This window comes from Streptomyces albiaxialis (assembly GCF_039530985.1).
GTDB classification, from domain to species: Bacteria; Actinomycetota; Actinomycetes; order Streptomycetales; family Streptomycetaceae; genus Streptomyces; species Streptomyces albiaxialis.
Genome location: NZ_BAAAPE010000022.1, coordinates 145,124 through 162,673 on the forward strand (window position 1 = coordinate 145,124; position 17,550 = coordinate 162,673).

The 17,550-nt window shown below is 71.9% G+C and carries 16 protein-coding genes; 5 read left to right on the top strand and 11 right to left on the bottom strand.

The features are described from left to right. Positions 1 to 13: 13 nt before the first annotated feature. From ligA to mreB, 4 genes are all read right to left on the bottom strand, one after another. Positions 14 to 2,212, bottom strand: a complete 2,199-nt coding sequence (gene ligA, locus ABD343_RS35575) for an NAD-dependent DNA ligase LigA (RefSeq protein WP_344534280.1) — start codon at positions 2,210 to 2,212, stop codon at positions 14 to 16. Positions 2,213 to 2,358: 146 nt separating this feature from the next. Beyond that, positions 2,359 to 3,330: a methionine synthase gene (locus ABD343_RS35580; RefSeq protein WP_344534494.1), complete on the bottom strand. Its 972-nt coding sequence runs from the start codon at positions 3,328 to 3,330 to the stop codon at positions 2,359 to 2,361. A 65-nt stretch (positions 3,331 to 3,395) separates the two neighbouring features. Further along, complete coding sequence (locus ABD343_RS35585) at positions 3,396 to 4,097, bottom strand: SDR family oxidoreductase (RefSeq protein WP_344534281.1); 702 nt, start codon at positions 4,095 to 4,097, stop codon at positions 3,396 to 3,398. Between the two features lie 126 nt (positions 4,098 to 4,223). Continuing rightward, complete coding sequence (mreB, locus tag ABD343_RS35590; protein WP_344534282.1) at positions 4,224 to 5,279, bottom strand: rod shape-determining protein; 1,056 nt, start codon at positions 5,277 to 5,279, stop codon at positions 4,224 to 4,226. Between the two features lie 303 nt (positions 5,280 to 5,582). Between mreB and ABD343_RS35595 the strand changes: the two genes are divergently transcribed. After that, positions 5,583 to 7,256, top strand: a complete 1,674-nt coding sequence (locus ABD343_RS35595; RefSeq protein ID WP_486387856.1) for a glycine/sarcosine N-methyltransferase — start codon at positions 5,583 to 5,585, stop codon at positions 7,254 to 7,256. Here ABD343_RS35595 and ABD343_RS35600 read toward each other — a convergent pair. Then, positions 7,253 to 9,268, bottom strand: coding sequence for an NAD-binding protein (locus ABD343_RS35600; RefSeq protein ID WP_344534283.1), 2,016 nt, complete (start codon positions 9,266 to 9,268; stop codon positions 7,253 to 7,255). The genes ABD343_RS35595 and ABD343_RS35600 overlap by 4 nt on opposite strands. Positions 9,269 to 9,305: 37 nt before the next feature. On the opposite strand from ABD343_RS35600, the gene ABD343_RS35605 reads away from it, so the two are divergent. Beyond that, positions 9,306 to 9,830: an LOG family protein gene (locus tag ABD343_RS35605; protein ID WP_344534497.1), complete on the top strand. Its 525-nt coding sequence runs from the start codon at positions 9,306 to 9,308 to the stop codon at positions 9,828 to 9,830. A gap of 286 nt (positions 9,831 to 10,116) precedes the next feature. Here ABD343_RS35605 and ABD343_RS35610 read toward each other — a convergent pair whose 3' ends face one another. Beyond that, the gene (locus ABD343_RS35610) at positions 10,117 to 11,793 is read right to left on the bottom strand and encodes a membrane-associated oxidoreductase (RefSeq protein ID WP_344534284.1); all 1,677 of its coding nucleotides are present in this window, start codon (positions 11,791 to 11,793) and stop codon (positions 10,117 to 10,119) included. 61 nt (positions 11,794 to 11,854) lie between these two features. Then, on the bottom strand, positions 11,855 to 12,322 hold the full coding sequence (locus ABD343_RS35615; RefSeq protein WP_344534285.1) for an ATP-binding protein: 468 nt from the start codon (positions 12,320 to 12,322) through the stop codon (positions 11,855 to 11,857). A 157-nt stretch (positions 12,323 to 12,479) separates the two neighbouring features. Here ABD343_RS35615 and ABD343_RS35620 point away from each other — a divergent pair, with 157 nt between their 5' ends. Both ABD343_RS35620 and ABD343_RS35625 read left to right on the top strand, forming a co-directional pair. Beyond that, positions 12,480 to 13,331, top strand: a complete 852-nt coding sequence (locus ABD343_RS35620; protein ID WP_344534286.1) for a helix-turn-helix domain-containing protein — start codon at positions 12,480 to 12,482, stop codon at positions 13,329 to 13,331. 11 nt (positions 13,332 to 13,342) lie between these two features. Continuing rightward, a complete protein-coding gene (locus ABD343_RS35625) occupies positions 13,343 to 13,546 on the top strand; it encodes a DUF397 domain-containing protein (protein WP_344534287.1) in 204 nt (67 codons plus the stop codon). 8 nt (positions 13,547 to 13,554) lie between these two features. Here the strand turns inward: ABD343_RS35625 and mnmA are convergent, their stop codons facing one another. Beyond that, the gene (mnmA, locus tag ABD343_RS35630; RefSeq protein ID WP_344534288.1) at positions 13,555 to 14,727 is read right to left on the bottom strand and encodes a tRNA 2-thiouridine(34) synthase MnmA; all 1,173 of its coding nucleotides are present in this window, start codon (positions 14,725 to 14,727) and stop codon (positions 13,555 to 13,557) included. Positions 14,728 to 14,772: 45 nt separating this feature from the next. On the opposite strand from mnmA, the gene ABD343_RS35635 reads away from it, so the two are divergent. Continuing rightward, positions 14,773 to 15,438, top strand: coding sequence for an N-acetylmuramoyl-L-alanine amidase (locus ABD343_RS35635; RefSeq protein WP_425578358.1), 666 nt, complete (start codon positions 14,773 to 14,775; stop codon positions 15,436 to 15,438). Positions 15,439 to 15,475: 37 nt separating this feature from the next. Here the strand turns inward: ABD343_RS35635 and ABD343_RS35640 are convergent, their stop codons facing one another. From ABD343_RS35640 to ABD343_RS35650, 3 genes are all read right to left on the bottom strand, one after another. Continuing rightward, positions 15,476 to 16,663 carry a cysteine desulfurase family protein gene (locus tag ABD343_RS35640; RefSeq protein WP_344534290.1) on the bottom strand — a complete coding sequence of 396 codons (1,188 nt, stop codon included), beginning with the start codon at positions 16,661 to 16,663 and terminating at the stop codon, positions 15,476 to 15,478. Positions 16,664 to 16,792: 129 nt separating this feature from the next. After that, positions 16,793 to 17,011: a hypothetical protein gene (locus ABD343_RS35645; RefSeq protein ID WP_344534291.1), complete on the bottom strand. Its 219-nt coding sequence runs from the start codon at positions 17,009 to 17,011 to the stop codon at positions 16,793 to 16,795. A gap of 57 nt (positions 17,012 to 17,068) precedes the next feature. Then, on the bottom strand, positions 17,069 to 17,545 hold the full coding sequence (locus ABD343_RS35650; protein WP_344534292.1) for a Dps family protein: 477 nt from the start codon (positions 17,543 to 17,545) through the stop codon (positions 17,069 to 17,071). Positions 17,546 to 17,550 lie beyond the last annotated feature (5 nt).

The following is a 17,550-nucleotide window of genomic DNA, read 5'->3' on the forward strand; positions in this document are numbered from 1 at the left end:
TCGTCGGACCCCGCTACTCCGCCTGCTCCCCGACCGGCTGTGCCGCCTCACGCGCGGCGTCCGGCCCCTCCGTCAGCAGGACGGTGAGCCCGTCGTCGTCCAGAATCGGCACCTTGTGCTGGACCGCCTTGTCGTACTTCGAGCCGGGGTTGTCGCCCACGACGACGAATCCCGTCTTCTTCGACACGGAACCGGTCACCTTCGCGCCCCGCTCCTGGAGCGCCGCCTTGGCCGCGTCCCGGGTGTACGTCGCGAGGGTGCCGGTGACGACGACGGTGACGCCCTCCAGCGGGCGCGGCCCCTCGTCGGCCGAGCCCTCCTCCTCCATCCGGACCCCGGCGGCCCGCCAGCGCTCCACGATCTCGCGGTGCCAGTCCTCGGCGAACCAGGCCTTCAGGGACGCCGCGATCGTCGGCCCCACGCCCTCGGTCGCCGCCAGCTCCGCCTCGTCGGCCGCCGCGATCCGGTCCAGCGAGCGGAACTCGCGGGCCAGCGCCTCCGCCGCGACCGGGCCCACATGGCGGATGGAGAGCCCGGTGATGATCCGGGCCAGCGGGCGGCTCTTGGCCTCCTGGATCTTCTCCAGCATGGCCAGGGTGTTCTTCTTCGGCTCGCCCTCCTTGTTGGCGAAGAGGGTGACCGTCTTCTCCTCGCCCGTCTCCGGATCCCGCTTGGGCAGGCCGCTGTCGGGATCCACGACGTACGCCACGATGGGCAGCAGGTCGTCCACCGTCAGGTCGAACACGCCGCCCTCGTCGCGCAGCGGCGGCTCGGCGGGCTCCACGGGCTGGGTGAGGGCGCTGGCGACGACATAGCCGAAGTGCTCGATGTCCAGGCACTTGCGACCCGCCAGATAGAACAGCCGCTCGCGCAACTGCGCCGGGCACGAGCGCGCGTTGGGACACCGCAGATCGATGTCCCCCTCCTTCATCGGCTGGAGCTTCGAGCCGCACTCCGGGCACTCGGACGGCATCACGAACTCGCGCTCGCTGCCGTCCCGCAGGTCCGCGACCGGGCCCAGGATCTCCGGGATCACGTCGCCCGCCTTGCGCAGCACGACCGTGTCGCCGATGAAGACGCCCTTGGACCTGACGACCTCCTGGTTGTGCAGCGTGGCGAACTCGACCTCGGAGCCCGCGACCGTGACGGGCTCCACCACCGCGTACGGCGTGACGCGGCCGGTGCGGCCGACGCCGACGCGGATGTCGACCAGCTTGGTGTTGACCTCCTCCGGCGCGTACTTCCACGCGATGGCCCAGCGCGGGGCGCGCGAGGTCGAGCCCAGGCGGCCCTGGAGCGGGATCTCGTCGAGCTTGACGACGACGCCGTCGATCTCGTGCTCGACGGAGTGCCGGTGCTCGCCGTAATACGCGATGAAGTCGCGGACGCCCTTCAGGCCGTCCACCACCCTGTTGTGCGTCGAGGTGGGCAGGCCCCACTCGCGCAGCAGCGCGTACGCGTGCGAGAGCCGGTCGAACCCGTCTCCTCCGAAGCCCTCCAGGGCGCCGATGCCGTGCACGACCATGTGCAGCGGGCGGGTCGCGGTGACGCGCGGGTCCTTCTGGCGGAGCGAACCCGCCGCCGCGTTCCGCGGATTGGCGAACGGGGCCTTCCCGTCGGCCACCAGGCCCGCGTTCAGCTCCTCGAAGCGCTCCATCGGGAAGAAGACCTCGCCCCTGACCTCCACCAGGTCCGGAACGCGGTCGCCGCTCAGCCGCTCGGGGATGTCCCCGATCGTGCGCACATTGGGCGTGATGTCCTCGCCCGTACGGCCGTCGCCGCGGGTGGCGGCGCGGGTCAGCCTGCCGTGCTCGTACGTGAGATTGACCGCGAGGCCGTCGATCTTCAGCTCGCACAGGAAGTGGTAGTCCACGCCCTCCAGCTCGCGGGCGACGCGGTCGGCCCACTCGCCCAGCTCGTCGTCGTCGAACGCGTTGTCCAGCGAGAGCATGCGCTCGCGGTGCGCGACCTCGGTGAACTCCGTCTCGTACTGCCCCGCGACCTTCTGGGTGGGCGAGTCCGGCGTCCGCAGCGGCGGATGCTCCTCCTCGATGCCCTCCAGCTCGCGCAGCAGCCGGTCGAACTCGGCGTCGCTGACGATCGGGGCGTCCTTCACGTAATACCGGAAGCGGTGCTCCTCGATCTGCTCCGCGAGCCGTGCGTGCTTCTCCCGCGCCTCGGCGGGAACGGTCACGTCCTGTTCGCCAGCCACCGTTGGTCCTCCTCATTCCCGCTCAGAGTCATCCGGGCGCCTTACGCGGCGTCGACGGTCGACCGTGCTCGGCCCTTCGTACCTCAGGGCCTGCGCGCGGTCTCCCTTTCGACACCGCGCGCCCGGATGACTCACGCTCTATGGGGTCACTCAGGGTTGTCAGCGAGCGATCTCGCAGCCTGGGCGCAGTGGGCGAGCGCCCGGCGGGCGTACGCGGGCGAGGCGCCCGCGAGACCGCACGCCGGGGTGACGACCACGGACTCCGTGAGGAGCCCCGCGGCCAGCCCGAGTCTGCGCCACAACGACCTGACACCCCCGACGCTACCGGCCGGGTCTGACAATGCCCCCTCGTCGTCCCCGGCTCCCGGTACGACACCCGCGAAGAGCGCGACACCGCCCTCGACGGCCTCACCGATCATCTCGTCGTCACGTTCGGTGAGCAGTCCGGCGTCGAGGGAGATCCCCGCGACGCCCGCGCGGCGCAGCAGCGCCACCGGCACGCCGGGCGCGCACGAGTGCACCACCACGGGCCCCGCGTGCGCCTCCACGAGCCCCCGCAGCGTGCCCTCGACGACGGCGCGGTCCACGGCGTCGTACGTCCGGTAGCCGCTGGCCGTGCGGACGGAGCCCTGGAGCACCGGCGTCAGCGACGGCTCGTCGAGCTGGAGTACGAGCGTCGCGCCCGGCACCCTGCGGCGTACGTCCGCGAGGTGCGCGCCGAGGCCCTCCGTGAGCGAGCCGGCCAGGTCGCGGACGGCGCCGGGGTCGCCCAGCATCGCCTCGCCGTTGCGCCGCTCCAGCGCGGCGGCGAGCGTCCACGGGCCGACGGCGGAGACCTTCAGCGGGCCCTCGTAGCCCTGCGTGAGCTCCTCGACCGTGTCGAGGTCCTCCCCCAGCCACGTCCGCGCGCGCCGGGTGTCCCGGCCCGGCCGGTCGCTGATCCGCCAGCCGCTGGGCTCCTGGTGGACGTACATCTCGGCGAGCATCCCGGCCGTGCGGCCCAGCATGTCCGCGCCGGGGCCGCGCGCGGGCAGCTCCGGCACGTACGGCAGATGGGGCGGCCCCTCCAGCGAGCCGGTCACCGTCTTCACGGCCTCGCGCACGTCCGTACCGGGCATGGAGCCCACGCCGGACGCGGCGGCGGGCCCCCACGGGAACCGCCGTTCCTCTCCGTCCCCTCCGCTCACGCGGTGCCCCGCCCGCCCGGACGTACGGACAGGTCCGTGACCTCGGCGCCGCGCGGCAGGTCGAGCGCGGTGAGGATGGTCGTGACGACGGCCTCCGGCGGGATCCACTGCCCGGCGTCGTAGTCCTTGCCCTCCTGGCGGTGGATCTTCTCCTGCATGGGCGTCGCGGTGCGGCCCGGGTAGACGGAGGTGACCCGCACGCCGTGCTCGGCCTCCTCGCCGCGCAGCGCGTCGGCGAGGGCCTTCAGCCCGTGCTTGCTGGCCGCGTACGCCCCCCACTGCGGGTTGGCGCGCAGCCCGGCGCCCGAGTTGACGAAGACGACGTGGCCGCCCGCCTGCCGGAGCTGCGGCAGGAAGAGACGGGTCAGCTCGGCGGGCGCCACGAGGTTCGCGGCGAGCGTCGCATTCCAGTGCTTGGGCGTGAACTCGCCGATCGCGCCCAGTTCGACCACCCCCGCGATGTGCAGCAGCGAGTCGACCCGCTCCGGCATCGTCTGGTGCCCGAACGCCCAGGAGAGCCTGCCGGGCTCCCCCAGGTCGCCGACGAGCGTGTGCGCGCCCTCGAACTCCGCCGCCAGCTCCTTCGCGCGGGCCGCGTCGCGGGCGACGAGGTGGAGCGTGTCGCCCCGCTCCAGCAGCCGCCGGGCGACCCCGGCCCCGATGCCGGACCCGGCACCGGTGATCACATGTGTAGCCATACGCCTATGGTCGCGCATACGGGAGAGGCCCCTGTGCCCCGGCATGGCGGCGAGACACAGGAACGGCCGAGGTCACGGGGCGGGCCGGCACGGCCGAGGTCACGGGGCAAGCCGGCACGGCCGAGGTCACGCGGCGAAGACGTTGTCCAGCTTGTCGTACTCCTCCAGGCACCGGCCCGTGCCCAGCGCCACGCAGCCCAGCGGCTCGTCGGCGACGACGACCGGCATCCCGGTCTCCTTCACCAGCCGCTCGTCCAGCCCGTGCAGCAGCGCGCCGCCGCCCGTCAGGACGATGCCGCGCTCCATGACGTCCCCGTACAGCTCGGGCGGGCAGTCGTCGAAGGCGCCGCGCACGGCGTCGACGATCGCCTGGAGCGGCTTCTCGACGGCCTCCAGGATCTCCTCGCTCGTCAGCTCGACGACCTTCGGCATGCCCGTGTTCTTGTCGCGCCCCCGCACCCGCACCGGCTCGTCGCCGCCGAGCGACATCTTGATCTCCTCGGCGGTCCGCTCGCCCACGGCGATCGCGAACTCGCGCTCCACGTACGCCGCGATGGCCGCGTCCAGCGCGTCGCCCGCGACGCGCGCGGAGCGGGTGGCGACCATGCCGCCCAGCGAGATGATGGCGATCTCCGTGCTGCCGCCGCCGATGTCGACGACCATCGAGCCGCGGGCCTCGTGCACGGGCAGGCCCGCGCCGATCGCCGCCGCCATGGGCTCCTCGATCAGCCGCACCGAGCGCGCCCCGGCCCGCGCGGCGGTCTGCAGCACGGCGCGCCGCTCGACGCCGGTGACGCCGCTCGGCACACACACCACGACGCGCGGCGCCCGCCCGCGCCCCGGCCCCTTGCCGCCGCGCGCGGCGCGGATGAAGTGCCGCAGCATGCCCTCGGTCGCCTCGAAGTCCGTGATGACGCCGCCCTTCAGGGGACGGGTCGCGGTGATCGAACCGGGGGTGCGTCCCACCGCGTCCCGCGCCTCGGCGCCGACCGCCAGCACCTTGCCGCTGCGGGAGTCGATCGCCACGACCGAGGGTTCGTCGAGGATCACGCCGCGGCCGCGGGCGTAGACAAGGGTGTTGGCGGTGCCGAGGTCTATACCGATGTCGCGGCTGCGGCCCGCGGAGGGCGCCGGGGCCGCCGGGGACTCCGGGGCCGCCGAGGACGGAGTGCGCTTAGCCATGTGTTCTCGCCATGTTCGATGCGTGGTGTACGAGACGTACGGACTTGTCGTACTGACATCGCAGCGTACCCAACTGTCCCGGTTTCGTGGCAACCGAGCCCCCAGAAATCTGGGAGCGGAAAGGCGCTGGTCGGAGCTGGTTTTTACATCAATCTAACGAGGTGACCAGTGAGTTGGTGGCATAGATCCCCGCCGTGTGGATAGCTATGCGTCGGAGACCGCGCGCGGTTCCGAGACCCGAAGCCTGTTGCGTCCTCGGTGGCCGCGCCGTAGGCCACCGTCTCTTCCACAGGAGGTTTCGTCATTACCGCGCGACCGGCTCAGGAATTCGGAGACAACCCCGTTGAGGTCCGGGAAACCGGCCACTACACCGAGGAGTACGTCCCCAGCTTCGTCGAGAAGTGGGACTCCCTTATCGACTGGGAAAAGCGAGCAGAGAGCGAGGGTAATTTCTTCATCGATCTGCTGAGAAAGCGGGGAGTTCGTAGCGTCCTTGATGTCGCGACGGGGACCGGGTTCCACTCGGTGCGACTCCTGGAGGCCGGATTCGAGACCGTGAGCGCGGACGGCAGTGCCGACATGCTCGCCATGGCCTTCGAAAACGGAATGAAGAACGGCGACCATATCCTCAGGGTCGTCCAGGCGGACTGGCGCTGGCTCAATCGGGACGTTCACGGAGAGTACGACGCCATCGTCTGCCTCGGGAATTCCTTCACGCATCTCTTCTCGGAACGCGACAGGCGCAAGGCGCTCGCCGAGTTCTACGCGATGCTGAAGCACGACGGAATTCTCATCCTGGATCAGCGCAACTACGATGCGATGCTGGACCGTGGATACTCCTCGAAGCACACGTTCTACTACTGCGGCGACGATGTCGCGGTGGAGCCCGAGTACGTGGACGAGGGCCTGTGCCGCATGCGGTACAACTTCCCGGACGAGTCCGTGTACCACCTCAACATGTTCCCGCTCCGCAAGGATTACACGCGGCGCCTCATGTCCGAGGTCGGCTTCCAGAAGATCGATACGTACGGGGACTTCCAGCACACGTACAGGGACGAGCAGCCGGACTTCTTCGTCCATGTCGCCGAGAAGGAGTACCGAATAGGGGAGGGGGAAGAGGGTGGCTATTCGGGCGCGGTCAGCACGGCCCGTAGCTATTACAACTCCCCCGACGCCGACGCCTTTTACGCCTCCGTGTGGGGCGGCGAGGACATCCATATCGGCCTCTACGAAAGCGCCGAGGAGCCCATTGCCGACGCCAGTCGGCGCACGGTCGAACGGATGGGGTCGCGGCTCGGACTGACGTCCGAATCGGTCGTCCTGGACCTCGGCTCCGGCTTCGGCGGCTCGGCCCGCTATCTCGCGGAGACTTACGGCTGCCGCGCCCTCGCGCTCAACCTCAGCGAGGTCGAGAACCAGCGCCACAAGGAACTCAACGCGGCGCGGGGACTCACCGACCGCATCGAGGTCGTGGACGGCTCCTTCGAGGACATCCCGTTCCCCGACTCCAGCGTCGACGTCGTCTGGTCGCAGGACGCGTTCCTGCACAGCGGCGACCGTATCCGCGTCCTGGAGGAGATCAGCCGGGTGCTCAAGCCGGGCGGCCAGCTCATCTTCACCGACCCGATGGCCTCCGACGGCACCCCCACGAGCGCGCTCCAGCCCATCCTGGACCGCATCCACCTCGACGACATGGGCTCGCCGGGCTTCTACACGCGCGAGCTGCGCCGCCTGGGCTTCTCCCCCGTCGAGGGCGCGGGCGGGTTCGAGGACCTGCGCGAGCAGTTGGTCAACCACTACGGGCGCGTGCTCCAGGAGACCGAGCGCCAGGAGGCCGAGGGCCTCGCGGCCAAGGTCAGCTCGGACTACCTCGCCCAGATGAAGAAGGGGCTGACGCACTGGGTCGACGGCGGCAACGAACGCCGTCTCACCTGGGGCATCTTCCACTTCACGCTGGACGCGGGCGGGAGCCGCTAGGCAGGACGCGGGACCGTGATCCCGCTCAGCCCGTCAGGGGACTCGGCGAGCAGTTCGCCGAGTCCCCGGCGCGTGGCGGCGACGATCACCCGGTCACCGGCCGCGAGCGGCCTGTCGGCGCCGTCCCCGTCCTCCGCGTGCTCGCTGTCATCGGCGCCGTCCGGCGGGCGGCTGTCCGGGCCGCCCGGACCATCCGTACTGTCCGGGTCGCCGACGTCCTCTCCGGAGCGGGAGAGGACCCGCCAGGCGCCCGCACGGAACGCCTCGGCCACGGTGCGGCCCTCCAGCAGCGCGTTCCCCGCCACGTCCACCGTCGCGAAGACGAGCACGCGGCGCCCGACGGGGATCGCGCCGAGCACCCGGCGCCCCATCATCGCCCCGGCGAAGGCGGGCGCCGCGAGCGCGGAGACCGAACGGCTGCGCGTCTGCGCCGCCGGATACGTGTCGCGCAGCGTGCGGTAGACGGTGGTGGCGAACTCGTCGTCGAACAGCCGCATCACCACCCGTATCTCGGGCTTGAGCTGGCGCGCGTAGAGCGACGCCTCCAGGTTCGTGCCGTCGCTGCTGGTGAGCGCCAGCAGGGCGCGGGCCCGCCGGATACGGGCGTCCTCCAGCACGCCGCTCTCGGTGACGTCGGCGATCAGCGTCGGCACCCGCTTCTCGCGGGCGAGGGCGACGCCGCGCGCCTCGATGTCCCGTTCGACGCAGACGACGGGGATCCCGTGCTCCAGCAGCTCCTCCAGCACCCGCGAGCCCACCTTGCCCAGGCCCAGCAGCACGATGTGCCCGGACATCCCGCGCGGCGGATCGGGCAGCGCGGTGGCCTGCCGGAAGGCGCCGTAGCTCTCCAGCACGATCGCCAGGAACAGCGGCAGGAGCAGCATCCCGGCGAACCCGGCGAGCAGTTGCAGGAGCTGCTCGTCCGCGGGCTCGTCGGTCTTGGGGTCGTTGATCCCGAAGACGTCGAGGAGCGTGACGTAGGCGGCGTGCGCCGGGGAGTCGCCGCTGATCCACCAGTTGAAGGCGGCGAGCGCGATGACGACGCCCGTCAGCGCGAGCAGCGAATAGCGCAGCTTGCGCGAGAACAGCTCCTTGAAGGCCAGCAGCCGCGGCAGACGGGGAGGGCGCGGCGGCGGGGGCCCCGGACTGCGGGTGATGGCCTCCAGTACGACGGCGCCGCGCTGCGGGGGCAGGCCCTCCAGCGAGGCGTCGTCGGGCAGCAGCACCGGCCCTCCGGTCCTCCTGCCCCGCCGCCGCCCCTCCCCCGGTCGGCCCCCGGCCGGACCGCCCGCCTCGGGGCTTCCCGCCTCGGGGCTTCCCGCCTCGGGGCCGCGCCCCTCCGGGCCGCCGTCGTCCGCGTCGGCCTCGCCCTCGTCCGCGTCGTCGGAGCCGGGCATCAGCGCGAGGGTGCACAGGGGATCGCGGCGCGCGGCGGTGCCGAGTGTCCGCTCCTTGGCGCGCAGGAGCAGCCCGTCCGCGTAGACGACCTTCTCGCTGCCGACGACGGCCGCGGCGACGAGCGAGGGCGCGGCGGTGTCCGAGTCGGACAGCACCGTCGTGGACACCTCCAGCGCGGCGTCGTCCAGATGCGGGCTGGCCACCTGCGCGGCACGGTCGAGGAGGCTCTCCAGATAGCCGCCGAGGGTGCGGTTGAACATCCGGATGACGAGCCGCACTTCGGGGTTGATCCGGCGGGCGCGCAGCGCGATGTGCGTATTGAGCTGATCGTCGCCCGAGGTGAGCGCGAGCGCGCTGGCGCCCCGCAGCCCGGCCCTGATCAGCGCCTCGTCGTCGGGCACCTGCGCCTCGACGGCGTCCACCCGGAACCGCCGGCTGCCGACCAGCTCCGCGATCTGCGGTCCGTGATCTCCGCCACGCAGCGAGGGCAGCACGACGGTCACGCGTTGCCCGTAAATACTGGCCAGTTCCTTGGTGAGCCGCTGCGCGAGCGAGTTGTCCCCGCATACGACCATGTGTCCACGACGCCGGTCGCCGCCTAGGCTGTCGGCCATGGCCTCCGCATCCTCCCCCGCTTCCGCCCGTACCCCGATGAACATCTGTGTCTTCTGCTCGGCCGCCGACCTGGCCGCCGTCTACACCGACGCGGCCCGGGAATTCGCCGAGCTGCTCGGCCGACGCGGGCACAGCCTGGTGTGGGGCGGCTCGGACTCCGGCCTGATGAAGGTCGTCGCCGACGGCGTCCAGGACGCGGGCGGCAAACTGATCGGCATCTCGGTCGAGTTCCTGCGCGGCGTGGCCCGCCCGAAAGCCGACGAGATGATCGTCACCCCCGATCTCGCCGCACGCAAGGCCCTCTTGCTGGAGCGCGCCGACGCCATCGTCGTCATGGTCGGCGGCACGGGCACGCTCGACGAGGCCACCGAGATCCTCGAACTCCGCAAGCACGGCATGCACACCAAGCCGGTCGTCATCCTCAACACGGCGGGCTTCTACGACGGCCTGCGCCAGCAGATGGAGCGCATGGAAGCGGAGAACTTCCTCCCCCAGCCCCTCACCAAGCTGGTCCACTTCGCCGACACGAGCGAAGAGGCCCTGGAACTGCTGGGCGCGTGACGCCACCGGCGCCGTGGGCTGTGTCCTGGACCGCATCCGGTCCGAGGCCCTGGCCTGGTCCCGGGCCCACGGCGTTCCGCACCCACCCCGCGGTCACCCGGGCGGTGCGGACGACCCGCGACGCCGCCACCCGCCTGCTGCATCCGGCCGCACGGTCCATGGACGAGCCCTGCTGGTTCGTCGTGCTCGAAGGCCGCTACGAGCGGCCCGGAATGCCGGAGGCGGCCCAACCGGCGGGCGTCTGGGCGGCGTTCTTCATGTCCCCGGCGGCCCGGCGACCCGTCGGCTATTGGCGGCTCAGTACGCGCGTGACGCCCGTGAGGACCGTCGTCGCGAGGATCCAGCCGAGTGTGATCAGCAGGTACGCCAGCCGCTGGCACCAGCCCTCCGGGCGGAACGCGCTCTCCTGGCCGAAGCCGACGACGGGGAGCAGCAGGTCCAGGGTGTAGAAGACCGCGTCGAAGCCGGGTGCCTCCGCCGGTTTGACGGGGCGGGGCGGGTACTGGGCGAAGACCGCCGCGCCGGTCAGGAGCAGGACGAGCAGGCATACGGCCGCCCGGAGGGGCCGGTAGCCGTAGCCGACCGCGATGTCCTGCGCATAGCCCCAGGAACGCTCGTACCAGGGCCGCGTCGTCCGGTAGTGCCGGTGCTTGGCGAGCTGTACGGTCCGCGCGGCGGGCTCGTCACCGGAGCGCCGGTACGCGGCGGCAAGCTGCTCGTACGAGTGCGGCACGTATCCGTCGCCGTCCCGCGCCAGGGGGGCGAGACGCCGCGCGGGCGGGAGATGGGGTGAGAGTGCCTGGTAGGTGAGCCCGTCGAGCCGGACTCGGTCCGGCCAGTCCCCCGGCGAGGCGTGGACGGTGGTGAACGTGGCGCCGCGCAGGGAGAGATCACCCTCCGCGATCTCGATGCCCTTCATCCGGAGACCGGCGGCAGTCGCGGTGTCGGCCGCCAGCGCGGGCCCGCCGGGGTGGCGGAGCCGCGCGCCGGTCAGCACCAGGGCGCCGGTGATCTGCGCGCCCCGGAGCTTGAACTGTCCGTCGACCGACAGCCCCGGGGCCCACACCTCGGCACCGGTCGCGACGCCTCCGAGCCGCAGCGCCGTGCCTCCCGGGTTGTCGAGCCGGGCGCCTTCGAAGTTGACGCGGCCGCCGACACGGGAACGGGTGAACCGCACCTCTCCCTCGGCCCGCACCTCGTTGCACAACAGGTCGAGCCCGACCGTGACGACGGTGGCCACGAGAGCCGCCCGGCCGGCGGGCGCGATGAAGGCGGAGCGTTCGAGATTGAGCGAGCCCTCCACGCGGGCGCCGGTCAGGAGCACCGTGCCCTGCGCGGAGATGCCGATGCCCGCCACGCCGCCGCCTATACGGGCGTTGACGGCCCGCAGGGCCACGCCCTCGTGGTCCGGGGTGTCGTCACGGCGCAGCTCCGCTCCGGTCAGCACGAGCGCGTCGGCGATTCCGGCGCCGTCCAGCCGGATCCGGCCCGAGGCCCGGACGCGGTCGAGGAAGAGCGAGCCGGAGATCTGCGCCCCGCTGAGCGAGACCGGCGCGGTGAGCCGACAGCCGGTCATCCGCAGCACGCCGTCGACCTGACTCCCGGCGGCGAGCAGCCCGGGCAGTTGTGAGCCGCTGAGGTCGAGCTGCCGGGTGCGGGCGCCGTACAGGTTCGGCTGCTCGTCGAACACGCAGTCCCGCAGCCGGATCGGCGCGTCGACGGTGGCGTGCCCCAGGTCCAGCTCCCCGCTGATCCGCACCCCGCGCGCGTACAGCTTCGCCACCGCCCCGTCGGCCGCGGCACCGTCGACCAGGAGCGCCCGGAGGAACTCGGCCCGTACGACGGGCTCTTCGCCGCCCTCCTCGCGGGTGCCGCTCGCGGTGAAGTCGACCTCGCGGCCGTACGGGAACGCGTCACGGAGCCGCTGCTCGGCGGGCGTCGGATCGGTGATCGCCAACGTCATCGCCGCACGATCCGCCACGGGCGGGGCGGTGTCAACGCCGAGGTCTCTTTGACGCCCGCAGTCACGCCGCGAGGGCCGCTCCTCCTCGGGACGGGCCCGGGGCCGCCAGTTCGAACCAGACGGTCTTGCCGCCCGGCCCGCGTGGCCCCTCCTCCATCCCGCACCCACCCCATCGGTCGGCGAGGGCGTCCAGGATCAGTAGGCCGCGCCCGGTATCGGCGTACGGCTCCGGCACGACGGGCGTCCCGAACGGCGGCAGGTCGGGCCCCCGGTCCCACACGCTGACGCGCAGCACGGGACAGAGCCACAGCAGCGTGACGAGGGCCGAACCCTTGCAGTGCTGGACCGAGTTGGTCGCCAGCTCGGTCATCAAGAGGGCCGCCTTCTCGGCGAGTTCGCCGATGCCGTGCGCCGCCAGCACAGCGTGGAGGGTCGCCCGTGCGACGCCGGGTCCGAGCGGGTCGCAGGGAAAGTGCAGTTCGTAGCGCCAGGGGGCGGTGAAGGGGATCGGCTCGGGATGGGACTCCATGGGTTCCTCCAGGGCGGCGACCTGTGATGTGCCGCACACGCTAGCCCTCGGATACATAACAGTGCTAACCAACTCACCAGAACGAGTTAATTCCCGGGACCCGGTGGACCGGGGTCATGAACGGGCAACACACTGTGCGCGAATGAGGGGATCACGCATGGCTCCACGGCACACGCCCACGATCAGGCAGCGCCGATTCGGCACCGAGCTACGCAGGTTGCGGGAAGCGGCCGGGCTGACGGCTGCTCAGGCCGCCGAGGAACTCGGCACCGACCGCACCGTTGTCGCCAACGTGGAAGGAGGCCGCTTCGGCATCAGCGAGGAACGGCTGCGCCGCCTCGCGAGCATCTACGAGTGCGACGACCTCGAACTGGTCGGGGCCCTGGCCGGGATGACGGGCGGCCGCAAGGGCGGCTGGTGGGACGAGTACCGGGGCAAGATCCCGCACGGATTCCTGGACGTCTCCGAAATCGAGCACCACGCGGTCAGCCTGCGCACCGTGCAGACCGCCCATCTCCCCGGGCTGTTCCAGACCGAGGAGCATGCCCGTGCGCTCTTCGACCTGGTCCTTCCCCCGCTGCCGCGCCTTGAGGTCGAGTTGCGGGTGGCGCACCGGATCGCCCGGCAGACGGTGGTGACCGGGCCGACGCCGAAGCCGTACCACGGCGTGATCCATGAAGCGGCGCTCCGCATCCGGCCCGGGAGCCGCGACGTGGCAGCCGCGCAACTCAAGCACCTCGCCGAGGTGAGCGAACTGGCCAACATCACCTTGCTCGTGATCCCGTTCGAAGCTGGCGGTTTCCCCATGATCGGTGAGTCGATCCTGTACGCGAACGGACTCACGCCCCGCCTGGACACCGTCCACATGGACTCCCCCGCAGGTGCCGTCTTCTTCGATTCGCCCTCGCAACTGGCCAACTTCCGCAGTCGGCTTGACGCCATCGAGCGAGTAGCGTTGCCCGCGAACAAGTCCCGGGACGTCATGCGCGCCGTCATGCGCGAGCTGTGAGGGGAACATCAGTGTCCAAGGTGCGGTGGGTCAAGTCGTCGTTCTCCGAAGACGGCGGCAACAACTGCGTCGAGGTCGCCGCCACGGCGGCGGGCCGCGTCGCGCTTCGTGAGAGCGAGAGCCCGGCCCACGTGCTCACCGTGGACCGGGCCGCGCTGAGCGCGCTCATACGCCACGTCAAGGCAGACACCTCACCAGCGGGACCTGCCGCATAGGCGCGGGCTCAGCTCGCCGCCGGGACCGCCTTCTCCGTCGCGGCGATCGTCGCGCTGCCGACCACCCGCGTGCCGTCGTACAGGACGATGGCCTGGCCCGGGGCGACGCCGCGTTCCGGGGCGCCGGTGAAGCGGACGCGGAGTTCGCCCTCGGCGGTCAGCTCGGCCTCGACGGCCGTCTCGGCGCCGTGGGCCCGCAGTTGGGCCGTGTACGCGCGAAGGGCGCCGGAGGCCGGGGGCGCGCCGCACCAGCGGGGGCGGATCGCCGTCAGGGCCGCGACGTCGAGGGAGGCGGCGGGGCCGACGGTGACCGTGTTGTCGACCGGGGAGATGTCCAGGACGTAGCGCGGCTTGCCGTCCGGCGCCGGGTGGCCGATGCGGAGGCCCTTGCGCTGGCCGATCGTGAAGCCGTAGGCCCCCTCGTGGGTGCCGATCTCGGTGCCCGACTCGTCGAGGATCGCGCCCTCGGAGCGGCCGAGCCGGTCGGCGAGGAAGCCGCGGGTGTCGCCGTCGGCGATGAAGCAGATGTCGTGGCTGTCGGGCTTCTTGGCCACCGAGAGGCCGCGGCGGGCGGCCTCCTCGCGGATCTCGTCCTTCGTCGTCACCGTGTCCCCCAGCGGGAACATGGCGTGGGCGAGCTGCCGGTCGTCCAGCACGCCGAGCACGTACGACTGGTCCTTGGCGGCGTCGCTCGCGCGGTGCAGCTCGCGGCTGCCGTCCTCGCGGAGCACCACCGTGGCGTAGTGGCCCGTGCACACGGCGTCGAAGCCGAGCGCCAGCGCCTTGTCGAGCAGTGCGGCGAACTTGATCTTCTCGTTGCAGCGCAGGCACGGGTTCGGGGTGCGCCCCGCCTCGTACTCGGCGATGAAGTCGTCCACGACGTCCTCGCGGAAGCGCTCGGCGAGGTCCCAGACGTAGAAGGGGATGCCGATGACGTCGGCGGCGCGGCGCGCGTCGTGGGAGTCCTCGATGGTGCAGCAGCCGCGGGCGCCGGTGCGGAACGATTTGGGGTTCTCCGAGAGGGCCAGGTGCACGCCCGTCACATCGTGCCCCGCCTCGGCGGCGCGGGCCGCGGCCACGGCGGAGTCGACGCCGCCGGACATGGCGGCGAGCACGCGCAGGGGGCGTGCCTGTCCGGCTGGAGGTACGGAGGCCGTGCCCCCGGAGAACGCAGTAGTCATAGCCTCTCCAGGGTAGACGGAACCAGTGGCGGGCCCGAACACGTTATGGAGCGCATGGACATCACCAGGCGGAGGCTGCTGATCGCGGGCGGAACGGCGGTCGGTCTCAGCATCGCCGCGACAGCGGGCCGGGACAGCGCGTCCCGCCTGTGGTGGCGCGTGCCCGGGAACGAGAAGCCGCGCAAGGAGGGTGACGTCGACCACACGTCCGCGGAGTGGGTGGCGGCCTCGACCGCGAACTGGCGGCGGGCCGACCGCCCCGCGGACTATCGCGTGGACCGCATCGTGATCCATGTCGTCCAGGGCAGCTATCCCACGGCCCTGAAGGTGTTCCAGGACCCCGCGCACGGCGCCGCCGCGCACTACGTCGTCCGTAAGGACGGCCATGTCGCGCAGATGATCCGCGAGCTGGACGTGGCCTTCCACGCGGGCAACCAGGAGTGGAACGAGCGCAGTGTCGGCATCGAGCACGAGGGCTTCGTGGACCGGCCCGCGGACTTCACCCCGCAGATGTACCGGGCCTCGGCCCGGCTGGCCGCGGACATCTGCCACCGGTACGACTTCCCGGCCGACCGCGAGCACATAGTGCCCCACGCGAAGGTGCCGGGCACCGACCACACCGACCCCGGGCCGCACTGGGACTGGGGCCGCTATCTGGGCATGGTCGAGGAGGAGCTGCGCCGGGCCCGCCGCCGGCGGACGGCCGGGTGACCGCCGGATGACCGCCGGATGACCTCCGGCCGAGGCCCTAGCTGAGGCCCGCGCCCCGGGCCCGTTCGACCGCGGGGCCGATCGCCTCCGCGACGGCCTCCACGTCGGCCTTCGTCGAGGTGTGGCCGAGGGAGAAGCGGAGGGTGCCGCGGGCGAGTTCCGGGTCGGCGCCCGCGGCGAGCAGCACATGGCTGGGCTGGGCCACTCCGGCCGTGCAGGCGGAGCCCGTAGAGCACTCGATGCCCTGCGCATCCAGCAGCAGGAGCAGGGAGTCCCCTTCGCACCCGGGGAACGAGAAGTGCGCGTTGGCGGGGAGGCGGCCCGACGGATCGGGGTCGCCGTTGAGGATCGCGTCGGGGACGGCGGCACGCACCGCGTCCACGAGCGCGTCCCGCAGCGCGCCGACCTCACGTACGAACTCCTCGCGGCGCTCGACCGCGAGCCGTCCGGCGGTGGCGAAGGCCGCGACGGCGGGCACGTCGAGGGTGCCGGAGCGCACGTGCCGCTCCTGGCCGCCGCCGTGCAGCAGCGGGACCGGCGCGTACTCGCGCCCGAGCAGCAGCGACCCGATCCCGTACGGCCCGCCGACCTTGTGCCCGGTGACGGTCATCGCGGCGAGCCCCGACTCCCGGAAGTCCAGGTCGAGCTGGCCGAACGCCTGCACGGCGTCGGCATGGAGGGGGACGTCGAACTCGGCGGCGACCTCGGCCAGTTCCCGTACGGGGCTGACGGTGCCGATCTCGTTGTTGGCCCACATGACGGTGGCCAGCGCGACGTCCTCCGGCTCGCGCGCGAGGGCCTCGCGCAGGGCCTCGGGACGCACGCGCCCGTGGCCGTCGACCGGGAGCCACTCCACGGCTGCGCCCTCGTGCGCGGCGAGCCAGTCGACCGCGTCGAGGACGGCGTGGTGCTCGACGGGGCTGGCCAGCACTCGCGTACGGCGCGGATCGGCGTCCCTGCGCGCCCAGTACAGCCCCTTGACGGCGAGATTGTCCGCCTCGGTGCCGCCGCCCGTGAAGACGACCTCGCTGGGGCGGGCGCCGAGCGCCGCGGCCAGTGATTCGCGGGACTCCTCGACGGTGCGGCGGGCCTTGCGGCCGGAGCCGTGCAGCGAAGACGCGTTGCCGGTGACCGCGAGCTGGGCGGTCATCGTCCGCACCGCTTCGGGGTACATCGGGGTGGTGGCGGCGTGGTCCAGATAGGCGCAATGGGCGGTGTCAGCCATGGTTCCCCGATTCTACGGGCCTCCATGGGGCGCACGCCGGGCGCGTAGGAGCGTACGGCGCCCGGCGTGCGGAACGCGGCCTCGGCCTCGGGACGCCCGCGCCTCAGACCCGCGACGGGACTCCGGGCCTCAGCCCGCCGCGCGGGGCCCCCAGACCTCGGGGCTTCCGCCGCGCCACTCGATCAGTTCCTCGTCGTAGAGGCTGATGGTGGCGATGTCGAGCCCGGCCCGGCGCAGGAATTCGATCACGTCGACCATTCCGTACGCCGTTCCCAGCGTCTCCCCATGCGCCGTCACCCGTCGGCCACCGGCGGGTGCGGGCGGATACACGACTATCGGTGCGCCCATGTGTCCAGCGTGCGCGGCTCCCGCACCCCACGCACCTCGTCCAGGTCAGGGCCGTCGTCAGCCCTGGTTCTCCGCCTGGAACATCCAGTGCTCCTTCTCCAGGTCGCCCGTGAGCGAGATGAAGATGTCCTCCGTGACCGGGTCCACCGGGCCGACGGCCTTCATGCGCTCGCGGGCCTTGGCGATGACCGCGGCGAGGGTCGAGACCATGGTCTGGACGGCGTCGGTGTCGGGCAGCCAGCCCTCCTTGACCGTGCTGATGGCGCTGCCGTGCGCGACGGTGGCCGCGCGCCCGTCGGGCGAGACGCCCAGGGCCGCTGCGCGCTCGGCGACCGTGTCGGAGTAGCTGCGCGCCGTGTCCACGACCTCGTCGAGCTGGAGGTGGATGGAGCGGAAGCGCGGACCGATGATGTTCCAGTGGATCTGCTTGGCGACCAGGGAGAGGTCGATCAGGTCGAGCAGTGAGCCCTGGAGGGCCTCACCGACGATCTTGAGATCCTCGTCCGGCAGCGTGCTCTTCACTGTGTACGTCACGATGG